Below are 14,806 nucleotides of genomic sequence, written 5' to 3'. Positions count from 1 at the left end.
CGCTGTAAATTAAAAAGGACGATCATCCTCCTTCATTGAGGATGGATCGTCACTTCCGATTTGATCGAATTCGAAATAAAACAATTCCGATGAGATTTCGCATGAAGATCCGCTAATGCCTCCGAATCGGGAATTTTTTCGCCTTCGAATGTTACCTTCGGATAAAGATCGATTTTCGTTACGACCATCTTTCCTTCCGCGTTCTTTTCCAATGTGGCGATTGCGTGGTCCTGATATTCGGACACGACATATCTGCTCTTTGCGGCAACCGCAAGAAAGGTTAAAAAATGACAGCTGCAGACGGAAGACGCCAACAATTCTTCCGGGTTGGCGTGCTCCGCTTTTCCGAAGGTCTCTACTGTGGAAGATCCGAATAATTTCTGACCGCCGTCGTATTGAATCGAATGTGTTCGGTCATACGAGTCATATTTGAATTCTTCCGGTCCTTTTTTCCAATAGATGCCGATTTTATGTTCAGACATGATCATCCCTCTAATTATAAAAGTCCAAATGAATCAGATAAAATTCAAAAAGAAATTTTTTATTCGATGTTCGTTCAAAAAAAGAAAGCGGCAAAATGAACGAACCGGAATCAAATTGCGGATGGAAACAAACAAAAATCCGTCCCCAATGGGGCGGAATTTAGAGTAAGTCCTTTTGCGATATGCGCTCATTTCAGAACGAACGTGAATTCGCGGAAAACATTTCGAAAAAAGTGAATCAATGTTTCCTAAAATTCGATTTTCAGAACGGCAAGTTATCAGGGTACAAGTCACTTAACGTTTTTTCGAATTGTAAATCCGAACTCGTAAATTATAAATTTCCATTTTAGAAAAACCATTGATTTTTCGAAGTAAATTCTCGTCATTAGTATCATGACATCCAAGAAAGAATCCTCGCGAAAAACGGACGAGGAAATCATTGCCTCGGGCCCTGCTTACATCAACTGGATTCGGCTCGGATTGATTCTACTGTATTATTCTTCGATCGCGATCGGTTGGAACCGGAGCAACGTAGTTCAAAACACTTTGTATCTAAGTGGAACTACGACGATGCTCCTGTATTTCTTTTATAGTCTTTATAAAATTAAGACCACCGGAACTCTTTCCCATACCTTAAGTAAGGTGTTCATTTTGGCGGATGTCGGCGCTCTATTTTGTGCGATGTTCGGCGCTGCGATGGATCACCCTGATTATACGTCCGGAATGGTTAAAAGTTCCGTTCTATACGGAATCAGTTATCTTTACATCATTTATGCCGGTTTGCTACTTGCGCCTAACTTTATTCTTGTGGTCGGATTCTCGTCTGCGCTCGCCCATATTGTCGTCGTTTACACGGCCACACAACACGGTTTGGTTCTTACCGAGGAACCGAAACTTGCCAATTCTTTGGGGCACGCGGCGACCTCCGAACAAATCACTAAGATTTTGTTCATTTTTGCATGCACGTTTATCGTGAGAATTCTCGTGAAACTGTTTATGCTGCTTCGAGAAAACTCCGAATTTAGGCAAAAAGAATTGGAAGACTCACATAGATTGATCGCCGAAAGAAGCGATAAAATGAGAGAATCCGCTCGCGCTCTAAAAGAATCTTCCTTAAACTTAAAGAACTTTATGAACGATTTTTCCACGTTGGTTTCGGATCATGCTTCTTCTTTCGAGGAGATCAGCTCGACGATGGAGGAATTTCAATCGCAAACGGAGAATTCTTCCGATAACGTAAAAAATCAATTTAGCAATATTGAAAATTTGATCGGACATAGTAGCAATTTAAAATCGATCATCGAAAGGATTTCGCAGTTCAACGAAGTGCTCGATCAGAGTATGGATAAGGTCCGTAAGTCCGGTTCGATGGTGACCGGTTTCGTGGAAGAACTTGCCAAATCTTTATCTTCTTTAGGCGATTCTTTCCGTAGCGTGGGCGAAGTGAATCGGATCATGTCCGAGGTTGCGGATCGAACCAATCTTCTTTCTTTAAATGCTTCGATCGAAGCCGCTCGTGCGGGTGAAGCCGGAAAGGGTTTTGCGGTAGTCGCTCAGGAAGTTTCCAAACTTGCGGAAAGCAGCGCTGGCAACGCGGATTTGATTTCCAAGATCATTCGCGATTCTTCCAATCACGTGGTTACGGGGCAAAAATCTGCGGAGACTACGGCGGGCCATGTAAAAGAACAGGAATCTTTATTTCAGGATTTGTTCGGCAGGTTTGAAGAATTTTCAAAGATGTTCGAAGAACAAAAGAGAATCAATGCTCAGTTTTTTTCCACCTTGGATCGACTGAGAGTTTTATCCTCCGAAATTGAGATCGCATCCTCCGAGCAAAAAACGGGTTTGAGAGGAATCGTGGAAGCGATCGCGAGTCTTCAGAATTCTATGGAAACTCTTGTTGAAAAAAGCGAGAATCTAAGCTTGATCGTGCGGGAACTGGAAACTCAATCGAATTCTTTAACACGAATCGGAGATTTCTGAGGATTGAATCCACAATCCCAAAGTTTTTATAATTTGATAGCTCTGTTTCGCATAACGTATTAAAAATGATTTGAGAAACTAACTAAAAGCAAATATTCAAGGTCGATGCAAGTTATCGACAATGAAATCAAACAATCCGACCAAGAGATTATTGCTTCCGGTTCGATCTATATCAACCATATACGATTGATTTTGGTTTTTCTTTTTTATTTTTCCGTCATCGTAAATTGGAAACAAAATAGTTCGGGACAAAACGCTTCTTATCTCGTAGGTATCAGCACCATATTCGCCTACGCGCTTTACGGTTATTATAAAATCAAATTTCGGAACGGTTTTACGGAAATTCAAAGCAAGGTTCTGCTTGTGGCCGACGTTCTTATTTTCTTTTCTTCTATGGCGGTTGTCGCGGTTGATAAGCCCGAACTTTCGGCGGGTGTCGTTCGCAATCAAGTTTTGACGGCGATCGGATTCGTATATATCATCTGTTCCACTCTTTTACTTTCGCCTAACTTTATCGTTTTGATCGGTTTTATTTCCGCTTTGACCCAATCGATCGTAATCTTGCTTTCGGGATTAAACGGACTTAACTTTGTGATCGATCCGATTCTTTCAACTTCGATCGGAAGCGCTTCTCCTTCGGAACAGTTTTTGAAGATCTTGTTTATGTTCACTTCTTCCCTGATTCTGCAATTTCTTGTAAAACTATTCTTAAAACTCAGGGACAATTCCAAGATCAGACAAAAGAAATTAGAAGAGTCATATCGATTTATGAACGATAGAACGCAAAGAATGAACGAGTCCGCTCAATATCTGAAAAGTTCCTCGCGAAATCTGAAGGAATTTATGAACGATTTTTCCGCGTTGGTTTCGGATCATGCTTCTTCTTTCGAGGAGATCAGCTCGACGGTCGAGGAATTTCAATCGCAAACGGAGAATTCTTCCGATACGGTCCAGAAACAGTTTAAACAAATTGCAAGTCTTTTGGATCATACGGATAATTTAAAATCGATCATCGAAAGAATTTCGCAGTTCAACGAAATACTCGATCAGAGTATGGATAAGGTCCGTAAGTCCGGTTCGATGGTGACCGGTTTCGTGGAAGAACTTGCCAAATCTTTATCTTCTTTAGGCGATTCTTTCCGAAGCGTGGGCGAAGTGAATCGGATCATGTCCGAGGTTGCGGATCGAACCAATCTTCTTTCTTTAAATGCTTCGATCGAAGCCGCTCGTGCGGGAGAGGCCGGAAAGGGTTTTGCGGTAGTCGCTCAGGAGGTTTCCAAACTTGCGGAAAGCAGCGCTGGCAACGCGGATTTGATTTCTAAGATCATTCGCGATTCTTCCAATCACGTGGTTACGGGTCGGAAGTCCGCGGAAACGACCGCCAGCCATGTGAAGGAACAGGATATTTTATTTCAGGATCTCTTTTCCAGGTTTAACGAGTTCTTAAAATTATTCGAACAACAGAGAACGATCAATTCTCAATTTTTTTCTTCGCTGGACCATTTGCGATCTTTGTCTTCCGAAATCGAACTTGCTTCTTCCGAACAAAGAATTGGTCTTACCGGAATCGTAAACGCGATCGCGAGTCTTCAGAATTCTATGGAATCGCTGACGGAAAAAAGCGAGAATCTTGCGAATATCATTCTCGAACTGGATCTCCAGTCGAATCGGTTGACCAAGGTCGACGGGGAATAGGCTTCGTTCTATAGAAGATCGGTTTAATTCGAATTTCAATGATACATAATTTACACGCTTAGAATTCGGTCTTCCGTCCTTACAAAGAAGGTTTCTTCTACTTCAGCGATTGTAGAAAGGGATGGAATCGTCTCGGACTCAGGTTTGTTATTTCAGTTGTCATTCTACCCTTTTTCAAATGTTTAGTAAAAAGGAACACTCGAGGAAAGGGAAAATGGCAAATATCTATTACGACGCCGACTGTGATTTAAACTCGCTCAAAGGTAAGACCATTGCAGTGATCGGCTACGGAAGCCAGGGACATGCCCAGGCTCAAAACATGAAGGATTCCGGACTCAAAGTTATTATCGGTTTGAAAGAAGGATCCAAATCAGTTCAAGACGCTAAGAATGCGGGTTTCGAAGTGTACAGCGTCGCTGAGGCTTCTCAAAAAGCAGACATCATTCAAATTCTTGCACCCGATACGATTCAAGCGGATCTTTACAAAAAAGATATCGAACCGAATTTGAAAAAAGGCGACGCGCTCGTTTTTTCTCACGGGTTTAACATTCATTACGATTTCATCCAACCTCCGAAAGACGTGGACGTATATATGGTCGCTCCGAAAGGACCGGGTCATTTAGTTCGCCGAGTTTATACGGAAGGCGGCGGAGTTCCTTGTCTGATCGCGATTTATCAAGATTCCACCGGCGAAGCTAAGAAAAGAGCGTTGGCGCATGCGGCCGGAGTAGGCGGGGGACGCGCGGGAATTCTGGAAACTTCTTTCCGTGAAGAAACGGAAACCGATCTTTTCGGAGAACAAGTCGTTCTTTGCGGCGGTCTTTCCAACTTGATTATGGCGGGTTTTGAAACTCTGACCGAAGCAGGATACGATCCTGAAATCGCTTACTTCGAGTGTCTTCACGAAGTGAAACTCATCACCGATTTGATCTACGAAGGTGGATTGGCGAGAATGAGATTCTCCATTTCCGACACCGCAGAATACGGTGACTACGTTAGCGGACCTCGCGTGATCGACGCAGGCGTTAAACAAAGAATGAAGGAAGTTCTGAACGATATTCAAAAAGATAAGGGAGCAAAATTTGCAAACAATTGGATGGCCGAAACAAAAGCGGGATATCCTAACTTTAAGAATATGAGAGAGAAGAATGCGGCTCACCCGATCGAATCGGTCGGTAAAAAACTGAGAAGTATGATGAAGTGGTTGTCTAAGTAATTTTCACTTCGCTTTTCTTGCAGACAAAACCCGGCGGACTTTAAAGTCTTCCGGGTTTTTTTTATTGGCGTTTGCCCTTTTCGTCTTAACGAAAACTTTTTTAAGGAAAGAATGCTTTCGAGTTTTGCGAGCTTATCCTTTCGTCCGGTCAGATTATAATGATATCGAAAAAATGAAGAAAAAAGTTCGATTTAGCAAAACAAACGTTATCTAATAAGCATTAGAATATAATTAAATTTTAATGTAGTTGCTTGAGAAATGATGCTTCCTGAACGGTTTCCGTTGAATGTCGTTTGACATTCTTTTCTACTCTATATACGATTCGTTCACATCCGATTTAGAGTGAGTGTTTCTCACTCTAAATCCGGAAACTAAATCGAAAATTAGAGGTTAATCATGTTTCGAAAATCGCTTACGGTTGTATTTGTTGCCGCATCAATATTGCTTTCGTTGAATTCAATCAGCGCAAAGTCGTATGTATTCGGAAGTCTCGGTCTTCAGTTTGATCTTGCTCAATTGGGCGGAACGATTACGAAAGACGGTTTAGATTCGGCAAATTATTACGACATCGCTTCCGGTGGAACGGGTGGAAATGCGAATGCAGGAGTCGCACCCAGAAGGGCGGTAATTCCTGAAAATCGTCTGCAAACCCTGGAGAATACGACGGCCGGATTGATCAATGTGAAAGCGAACGGCGCTATGTCCGGTCTCGTTTTTTCGGCGGGCTATGAAAAGGAATTCGGGAAATTCTATTTTGCAAGGATTGCTGCAAATTATACGAGAAAATACTTCGGCGGGGACACGGAAGCGAAGGCATTAGGATTCAAATTTTATGATATTACTTGGGATTATAACGCGATTCAAATTCCGATCAACGTAGGGATGAAGGTTGCCGTTTCGGAAGACAACGCAATTTACATCGGCGGCGGAATTCATTATTTTAAAGGCGGATGGAGTTTATCCGGTTCCAGTCTTTCCAATTTGGTGCACGATGCCGTGATGCCTTTGAGTCCCGCGGTTGCAGGTTTGATTTCCGACGGAACCAACCCCGCGGCGATTTGGGAAGATGTTCGTTTCAGCGTTTCCGGTGTCGCACCAAACTGGATCGTGGGAGCTCAATCCAGACTTACCGAAAAGGGGTTTCTCTACTTAGAAGCGGAAACACTTTATTCTTATAAGTTAGGCACGGGTCACACTCAATCTGCAGGGGGAATTCTCGGATTATCGCCGTCACCGGCGTATCCGGTTGTACTAGGCGGAACACAATACCGAGTCGGTTACAAACACGAACTCTAATTTTCAAGATTTTATTTTTAAGAAGCGGTCTTTGTCGAATATGAAAAGACCCCTTCCGATTTCTTTTTTCGTTTTATAATTCTCGGAAGAGTTTCATAAGAACCGTTTTTAATCAAAAATAATTCGATCGAGTTTCGTTTCAAGATACGCCGTAAATTCGATTGTAAATTGTATCCGTTTTCGCTCCATTCCGGCCAAATAAATTTTAGAAAATTCTTTCCTAAATTTAGAAGCATCGATTCTTTCCCTAAAAAAATAATGACAAAAGGATTTCTTTTGCTACCCTGATTCCATTCCAAATCATCCCAGGAGGCCAGGTTTGAAATCCAAGCTATCGGCAATCAGCGTCTGTTTGATTTTATTTTTTGCGACCGACGCTTTTGCACAAAAAAGATACGGGCTTATTTTCGGTTCCAATTATACCGGAAACAAAGCCGGAATTCCGGAACTCAATCTTTGTGAAGCGGACGCCACTTATCTAAACGACGAGATTCGGAGAGTGGGAAACTTCGACGAAGTGAAGATCGTTCTCGGTAAGGAAGTCACGAAAGATAATATAGAAAAAGAGATTAAGGCCTTAGCGAAGAAAGCCGGCGACAACGATACCGTTCTTCTTTACTTTTCCGGTCACGGCGCATTTCAAAGGGACGCATCCGCAAAGAACGGGATGAGAAACTTAATCATCTGCTACGATCGCCCGCATCTTCCGGACGACGAACTCAATAAGTATTTGGAAAAAGTTAAATCTCCGAAAACGGTCTTCATCTTCGACTGCTGTTTTTCAGGCGGTATCGCTAAGAAAGGAAAAGCGACTCGAGGTTCGGCGGACGTTCCGATTCCCGAGGGAAGCGACGGAACCGTGAAACAAGACTCGGAGGATTTTTTCTTTCAAGACAAAGCGATCATTTCATCAGCGGATGATAATCAAACCGCGATCGAAGTGGGCGGCAGCATCAATCACGGAATCTTTACGTATAACTTCGGTAAGGCGCTCAGCACGGCCGACTTGAATAAGGATAACGTGGTTACGGCCTTGGAAGCTTTTTTTAAATCCAGAGAAGAAACCGTTCAGATGGCAAAGAAGTTTCAGCACGAACAGGTACCGCAAATTTCCGGAAACGCATCCGGGATTTTTCTTTCTGGTAAAAAAACTCCAGAACCTCCTAAGCCAGTCGATCCTCCGAAACCTCCCGCGCCTTCCGTGGAACCGGAACCCGATCCGGTAAAACCGAATCCGACCGAACCCGTGGTAACACCGCAAGAACCTCCTGTCGTTCCTACGAACGAAAGAGGGGATTTGGTATTAAAGACGACGATCATTCAAGACCGTGCTTACGGACTTTCCGATCTTCCTCCCGATATTCTTATCTTTGCTAAAAAGAAAAGAAAAGGAAATAGGAACGTAAAGGTTTATATCGACGATCAAGAATTTACTTCTTCCGTTACGGCGACTTCTTCCAATTTTTGGGGAGCGGTGAAACGGCAAGGACAACTGATTCCGGGAAATATCTACACGATCACTTTGAGCAAGGTGCCCGCCGGCGTTCATAAAATTACGATCAAAGCCGACGATTATCCTGAGATTCAGGAAACGTTTGCGGTTCTTCCGAATAAAAAGAACGAACTTCCGATCAACGTTTCTATGAGCGGTTTCGGTGCGATTCAAGGAAAGGTTTTTTACAAAACATTGGATAACCCTGTAATCAACCAACCGATCTTTATGCCTACGATTTCCAGCGTAACCGGAATTCAAAAATTGAATACGGACAGCGATGGAAATTTCTGGTTCACAAACCTCAAGCCGGGTGATTACGAAATCAAGGCTTCTTTTGCGGAGGATTTGAATCTCAACAATTCGATGATCAACGTAAGAGAAGGGGACGTGACGAAGGTGGACGTAATTCTAAACGTTAAGATGCCTTCGACGAAAACCAAATACTAAAAACGTATTTGGGTTTAACACGAAAAAGCCTGCTATTTTAGCAGGCTTTTTTATTTTATAGGTTCGATTCTCTATGAATTCGTATTCGCATGGAAGTTTCGCTTTTTCGCGAAGCTCCTTAGAATCGAATCCGCCGTTTGTTAAGCGAAGTTTGAATTTAGTCCTTTAAGAATTGTTTCCACTCATTGGATCTGAATCTGCGTTTGCGGATTTCCTTTAATTTTTTCATTTGATCCGCGTTCAGAAGGTTACCGGCTTTTAATCCGGATTGAGGAAGAATCGTATTGTTTACGAGATTTGCGACGGTTTTGTCGATCGAAAGAAAGGAACTTTTTAAATCTGGATCCATTTCCGGGTAAAACATTTTGCGCCTCCATGCGACTTCTGGTTTGGTTGGTGATCTTTTTATTGGGAATTCCGGCCGATCTCATCCGTGAGAAAGCAATTGACTCCCTGAACTACCTATCGATGAAATTGGAAAATCCTTGAGTATTTTTTTTCTTGTACGAATTTTCCCAAAACGGTAAAATTGCAAAAAAATGCAGATTCGGTTGATCAACAATACGGGTAAAAGGACGGGAAGATTCGTCGCCTACGAGTACGGAACGGATCTGTTCGGATACGCGTACGTGGACAAGATCAAAGGCAAGGACCGCGGGAAATTGGTTTCACGCTGGGTGATGCCGGACCTCGGATCTTTGGTTCGTTTGCTGGATTTTGAACTTTATAAACGCGAAAACGAACACTACGAAAACATCAATTCCCTTACCGGATGATACCCTCTCTTCAGATCGATCGGCTTCAACGTAGAGCTGAAATAGTAGACCGCCATCAGGATCGTGTCTCCTCGCTTTTATCCAGACTTTCCTTGTTTCGCTTAAGCTTCTTTTCCGCCTTTGCGGTTTGGATTTCCGTTTTCTATTATCTTCGTTCTTCGTATGTTTATTATCTTCCGTCTTTGATTCTTCTTTTGATCTTTTTCGTTTTTGTAAGGAGATACAAAAAGACTCTTTTATCCAGGGAAAGAATTCGACTTTGGAGTTTCGTATTGAACCGGGAAATCGCAAGAATCGAGATTCGCGGTTACGGTAAAAAATACGGAACGAAACTTTCTTCGGAAACGGTTTCTCCGTTGGCAAGAGATTTGGATTTGTTTCGGGAGAACGGACTTTTTCCGTGGCTCGATACGACATTCACTCGGAACGCGGAACAGAGATTGGTTTCGCTTTTGGATCCGATCGACGATCTTTCCGATGATTTTAAAAGGGAGAATGTTCTATTACGTCAATCGATCGTAAAATCGATTTCCGAAAAAACATTCGCGATTCCTAAAGTATTGAGACTGGCTTCGTATCTTCGGGAGAATCAGGATGCTGCGCCCGCAGTTGCCAAGGCGGAATTGAAACTGATACGGAACGATTCCGATTCGAAATTCTGGGATCAGTATCCTTGGCTCCGGAAAATTTATAAACCGGTTACGATTCTCGTATTGGCTTTTATTCCTGCAAACGTACTTTTAGGCGTTCCATTTCCCGCATCGGTTCTTTTCCTCAATCTGATTTTATTCGGGTTGTATCGCTCCCGCTCCCTCGAAATTTTCAGGCAGTATTATGATCTTTCAGGAAGCATCGGAGGACTTCAGAAAATTCTAATTTATTTGAAAGGTCTGAACGTTCGCGACAAAAACGAGAGGACGCTTTTAAGTGAAACTTCAAAGAAAGAATTAAAATCCGCGTATGAGGATTTGGATCGGATTTTGAAACGGGTTGCTTTAACCGAAGCGCCTCTACTTCATTTGATTTTAAACAATCTGTTCTTATACGATCTTTGGATCCTGCAAAGAATTTCGAAATGGCGAGAAAAACATTCGGCTCTTTTGGAACATTCGATCGAGGATTTGACCGTATTCGATTCTCTCTTTCCTTTTGCGAATCTGAAGTGGATGTTTCCCGATTATTGTTTTCCGGAAATTCTTCCGGAAGCTTCCAACAGAGGAATAGCAGGTAAGGAACTTTTTCACCCTTTGCTTCCTTCCGAGTCGAGAGTTTCGAATCCTTTGGAAGCGATTGAAGAAGGAAATGTCGTTTTAATCACGGGCTCCAACATGTCCGGCAAAACGACTTATTTACGCACGATCGGTGTTGCCTCCATTCTTTCTTTGGGCGGAGGTCCGGCTCCTGCAAAAGAATTTTCGCTGCCCGTGTTGAAAGTTCATACAAGTATGAGAAACGAGGACAACCTGGAAGAAGGAATCTCTTTCTTTTATGCGGAAGTAAGAAGGCTTTCAGAGATCGTTAAAAAGATCAAAGACGGTAGCAAACCGCATCTTGTTTTACTCGATGAAATTTTGAAAGGAACCAATACGAGAGAACGTTCTCTTGCGTGCAAAGGAATCTTAAAGGAACTCAAAAAGAATCGAGTGGTCGGTTTGGTCACAAGCCACGATCTCGAACTTGCAAAAGTTGACGGTGTCGTATTAAAACATTTTCAAGAGGAAATCCTAAACGGAACCATGCACTTCGATTATAAGATTCGAGACGGGCTGGTGGAAACGAGCAATGCGCTTCGAATTTTGATTCAAGAAGGAATGGATCTGGATTTTACCTGAACGGGCGGAAGCCATTTGAAGTTCACGGTGCAATCGCGGTATTTCCGACAACATAATCTTTCATAGTCAATTGTCGAACGGAAACGATCCCTTCGAAAGATTATCGAATCTCAATTCTTACTATGACTTCTTCTGCAAGATCGCGATGCTCGCCAAAAGTGAAATCGCACCCAAAGATGAAATCAGTGTCGGCGCCGCAAAGAAATACAAAAAACCCGTAACTGAAAAAGCGGCGACACAAAAGAAAATCGGAAGCAAAAGTTTCAAAGTCGCACCTGGATCAGACTCTGCAAGATTCGATAGGAACCAAAGAAGGATCGTCAACGAAAACAAAACGATGCTCAGGTTCAAACTCATTCCCGAATAGAATTGATCGTATGATTTTGTAACGCCTTCCATTGGAATTTTTGTTTGCTGCATTGTGGAAATAACGGTAAGCGCTTGCGGATCGGTCGTGTTGTATCGAGTAAAATGACCGATCGAATGACCAATTGCAAAGATAAGCAACATGATGGCGGCGATCCGAATCAATAATTTTGGTTTCATAAATTCTCCTTACGATTTCGATTTTATTTTTTCTTGTTCTCTTCTTTGGATGAGAATAAACCTTTAAAGCCTTCCCATGCGTCCCGCACATATTCCGATACGACGGATCCTGCAATACCGCCACCGTAAGGTCCACCCACGGGCGTAAAGAATGGCGCTAGAATCGTGCTTCCTGCAAAGACCGATCCCAGCCAAATCGGATCTATATAAGGAATCGATTGTTTAAAGACCCCTTTATAAATGATCGGAATTTTCAGAGCCTTACCGACGATGTTTCCCCCCATTCTTAAATTCAGAAGAACGTCCACGTTCTTATCGAAGCCGATGTTTCCCTTTACGTCCGCTTCCAAACCGTTGCCTTGCAGTTTTAGATTTTGGAAATAGAATCGATTATTTTCGATTTTGAAATCCGATTTTAAAGTGGAGAATTCCACCTTTCTTCCGTCGATCCCGTTGAAGGAAATGATTTTTCCGAGCGTGTTTAAAACCGGAATCATAAAGTTCGCGTAACCCAAAAGTTCTCCGTTCAAGATTTGCAAATTTCCGGAGCCTTCCATGTTCCTAAAAAAATCTCCCACAAAATCCGGAGATCGATCGTGCACCTCCGTTACAAAACTGAATTTGCTGAACAGATTTCCGTTGATGATCCGGTCGTTTATATATGGCATGAGAATCCGATCCGTTTGAATTCGATATGCTTCTCCTTGAACCTCGAATCTGGATTTGAAAGGATTTATTTTAGATTTTCCTAATATTTCTCCGTTGTAAATATATGCGTGGAAACTGGAAATGTGAATCCAGGGATATGCGTATTTGATCTCGGCTTTTAAAACAGGGAATCTATGTTTTAAGGCGTACACGTTTTTCAGATCAGCGCTGAAATAAAAAACACCGTCCGGACGTTTAGGATCGTCGAACTTCTTCGTAAATTCGAATAACTTTCCGAGACGAAGTAGACTCTGATAATCCAGATAGTTTGCGGAAATTTGAAATGACGAATTTGTCTTATAGTTCCACAGAACCGTTCCTCTCGCAGTTCCTTCCGCCACTCCGGGCCAAACCGCCGTTATATAAGGAAATTCTAATTTTTTATTCGGAATGTCCAGACGTAATTCCAAATTCACCTTAAGATCACCGAACGGATTCCCGCCTTTGTATGCGAAGTTTTTCGCTTGAGCGATTACGTTGAAATTGATGGTTTCGTTGGCCGCTTTGCTGATTTTAATCGTTCCGTTATAGATCGTCTTGGAGAAATCGGCGTTGGGAAAAATTGAAAGTAAATCGCGAAAGATGGAAAGGGAACAGTTGTCGAATATGATCGTTGCTTGGAATTGAAGTTTTTCGAGAGTTGTAGGAAATTCTTCCAGCCCGGCGCTTCCATAAATTTGAAAACTCTGCTCGTCCAATTTTCCTTGCAGAGTTATGTCGAGCGTATCTCCGTAAAAGGAAATACCGAAAGAGGATTTCCAAAGATAGATTCCATAGGTTCTATTATGAGTATCGTCCTGATAATGAACGTAGAAATTTTCGATCTGAATGTTCTTTAATCCGATCTTGAGAACTTCCTTCGGATTCAGAGGAGCGCCCGCGTTCGATGAAGTCGGATCGAAGATTTTGATGGTATGAGTTTCACGATCTTCTTTAGGCGCTTCCTTTCCATTTTGAAGAAATTCGATCAGATCGATCGATCCGTCTTTCAGTTTGTGAAGATTGATTTGACCGCCTGAAATCGAAACGTCCCGGATCTCGACCTTTTGCCCTAAAAGACCGAACCAGGAGATGTCTATCTTGATCTGATCGCTGATTCCGATAATCAAATCGCCTTTTCGAACTTGCACGGAATTCAATTCGATTCCGGGAAACGGAAAGAGAATCAAATCGGAAGATTCTACCTTCACTTCCAATCCCGTTTCCTTTTCGATTTCGGTTAATATAAAGTCCTTATAAAAATCCTGACGGGAAAGAATCGGCAGCAGTGTGAAAAGCGCCAATGCAAGAACCTGAAACAAAAGAATCGCAAGGAATTTGATTCGATTGCTATATAAGAATTCTTGAATGCGCTTTAGGAGTTTCATTTTCCTTTTCCCAACGGAAAGTGACACAAAACCTTTTGTCCGTTTTCGTTTTCTTTCCAAACGGGAATTTCCTTTTTACAGAGATCCTGTGCGATCGGACATCGCGTGTGAAAGTGACAACCGGAAGGTTTATGAACCACGCTCGGTATTTCTCCCTGGAGCGGAATACGAATTTTCTTTCGATCATAAACGTCGAACGTCGACTGAAATAACGCTTTCGTATAAGGATGAGCGGGTGAAGAAACGATGTCCTTCGTTTTTCCGAGCTCGACGATTTTCCCCAAATACATGACCGCAATCCTGTCCGAGATCGATTTTACCACACCCAGATCGTGAGAGATAAACAAATACGAAAGTCCGAATTCGTTTTTTAATTCGACCAAAAGTTTTAAAACTTGAGTTCCCGTGGAGACGTCCAGTGCGGAAACCGATTCGTCACAGATGACAAACTTCGGTTTTAAAACGAGCGCCCTTGCGATCGCGATCCTTTGTCTTTGACCGCCGGAAAACTCGTGGGGAAATCTCGAAAGAATATCGGATGATAGATTCACTCTTTGCAGAATGTCTTTGATTTTGGATTCGGCTTCTTCGGTGGAAAGTTTCTCGTGAATTTCCAAACCTTCCCTAAGAATTTCCGCAATCGTCATCCTCGGGTTCAGGGAAGAATACGGATCTTGGAAGATGATCTGAAGATTTTTTCGAAGCGGAAAAAATTCGGAAGAAGAAAGGGAAGAAATCTCCGTATCTTCAAAATGAATCGTACCCGATTCGGGTTTTAAAAGTTTTACAAGACCTCTTCCTAACGTGGACTTACCGCAGCCCGATTCTCCCACTAATCCGAGAATTTCATTACTTGCGATTTCAAGACTTACCTCGTCGACCGCGGCGATTCGATTCTTTTTGAATCCGAATCCGGATTTCGTATAAAAACTGATGGATAGGTCTTTGATGGAGATCATGATT

Annotated in this window: 12 protein-coding genes; 7 read left to right on the top strand and 5 right to left on the bottom strand. The window is 42.5% G+C overall.

The genetic code is table 11. The annotated features are described in order from the left end of the window. Window positions 1–32: 32 nt before the first annotated feature. Window positions 33–482, bottom strand: a complete 450-nt coding sequence (locus LFX17_RS17510; protein WP_238731379.1) for an OsmC family protein — start codon at window positions 480–482, stop codon at window positions 33–35. A gap of 393 nt (window positions 483–875) precedes the next feature. Between LFX17_RS17510 and LFX17_RS17505 the strand changes: the two genes are divergently transcribed. The 5 genes from LFX17_RS17505 to LFX17_RS17485 all read left to right on the top strand — a co-directional run bounded on the left by LFX17_RS17505 (window position 876) and on the right by LFX17_RS17485 (window position 8,614). After that, on the top strand, window positions 876–2,465 hold the full coding sequence (locus LFX17_RS17505; RefSeq protein WP_238747527.1) for a methyl-accepting chemotaxis protein: 1,590 nt from the start codon (window positions 876–878) through the stop codon (window positions 2,463–2,465). Between the two features lie 105 nt (window positions 2,466–2,570). After that, window positions 2,571–4,160 (top strand): methyl-accepting chemotaxis protein, encoded by a 1,590-nt coding sequence (locus tag LFX17_RS17500; protein ID WP_238731377.1) that lies wholly within the window; start codon window positions 2,571–2,573, stop codon window positions 4,158–4,160. Window positions 4,161–4,374: 214 nt separating this feature from the next. Continuing rightward, on the top strand, window positions 4,375–5,376 hold the full coding sequence (ilvC, locus tag LFX17_RS17495) for a ketol-acid reductoisomerase (protein ID WP_135573076.1): 1,002 nt from the start codon (window positions 4,375–4,377) through the stop codon (window positions 5,374–5,376). A 396-nt stretch (window positions 5,377–5,772) separates the two neighbouring features. Beyond that, window positions 5,773–6,672 carry a porin OmpL1 gene (locus LFX17_RS17490; protein ID WP_238747525.1) on the top strand — a complete coding sequence of 300 codons (900 nt, stop codon included), beginning with the start codon at window positions 5,773–5,775 and terminating at the stop codon, window positions 6,670–6,672. Window positions 6,673–6,991: 319 nt separating this feature from the next. Beyond that, window positions 6,992–8,614, top strand: a complete 1,623-nt coding sequence (locus LFX17_RS17485; protein WP_238747524.1) for a caspase family protein — start codon at window positions 6,992–6,994, stop codon at window positions 8,612–8,614. Window positions 8,615–8,771: 157 nt separating this feature from the next. Here the strand turns inward: LFX17_RS17485 and LFX17_RS17480 are convergent, their stop codons facing one another. Beyond that, window positions 8,772–8,978 carry a hypothetical protein gene (locus tag LFX17_RS17480; protein ID WP_238731374.1) on the bottom strand — a complete coding sequence of 69 codons (207 nt, stop codon included), beginning with the start codon at window positions 8,976–8,978 and terminating at the stop codon, window positions 8,772–8,774. Between the two features lie 175 nt (window positions 8,979–9,153). Between LFX17_RS17480 and LFX17_RS17475 the strand changes: the two genes are divergently transcribed. Then, window positions 9,154–9,390 carry a hypothetical protein gene (locus LFX17_RS17475; RefSeq protein ID WP_118954649.1) on the top strand — a complete coding sequence of 79 codons (237 nt, stop codon included), beginning with the start codon at window positions 9,154–9,156 and terminating at the stop codon, window positions 9,388–9,390. Then, window positions 9,387–11,222 carry a MutS family DNA mismatch repair protein gene (locus tag LFX17_RS17470; RefSeq protein WP_238747523.1) on the top strand — a complete coding sequence of 612 codons (1,836 nt, stop codon included), beginning with the start codon at window positions 9,387–9,389 and terminating at the stop codon, window positions 11,220–11,222. Before LFX17_RS17475 ends, LFX17_RS17470 begins: the two co-directional genes overlap by 4 nt. Before the next feature lie 120 nt (window positions 11,223–11,342). Here LFX17_RS17470 and LFX17_RS17465 read toward each other — a convergent pair whose 3' ends face one another. Genes LFX17_RS17465 through LFX17_RS17455 form a run of 3 tightly spaced genes read right to left on the bottom strand, consistent with a single transcriptional unit; the run spans window position 11,343 to window position 14,802 of the window. Continuing rightward, entirely contained in the window at window positions 11,343–11,768 is a 426-nt protein-coding gene (locus LFX17_RS17465) for an LIC_13387 family protein (protein WP_238747521.1), read from the bottom strand. 23 nt (window positions 11,769–11,791) lie between these two features. After that, the gene (locus LFX17_RS17460) at window positions 11,792–13,843 is read right to left on the bottom strand and encodes an AsmA family protein (RefSeq protein WP_238747519.1); all 2,052 of its coding nucleotides are present in this window, start codon (window positions 13,841–13,843) and stop codon (window positions 11,792–11,794) included. Then, entirely contained in the window at window positions 13,840–14,802 is a 963-nt protein-coding gene (locus LFX17_RS17455) for an ABC transporter ATP-binding protein (protein ID WP_238747517.1), read from the bottom strand. Before LFX17_RS17455 ends, LFX17_RS17460 begins: the two co-directional genes overlap by 4 nt. Window positions 14,803–14,806: the final 4 nt, after the last annotated feature.

Source organism: Leptospira sanjuanensis, from assembly GCF_022267375.1.
Taxonomy (GTDB): domain Bacteria; phylum Spirochaetota; class Leptospiria; order Leptospirales; family Leptospiraceae; genus Leptospira; species Leptospira sanjuanensis.
The sequence above is the reverse complement of the archived record's forward strand: the minus strand, read 5'-3'. Positions and strand labels throughout refer to the sequence as shown.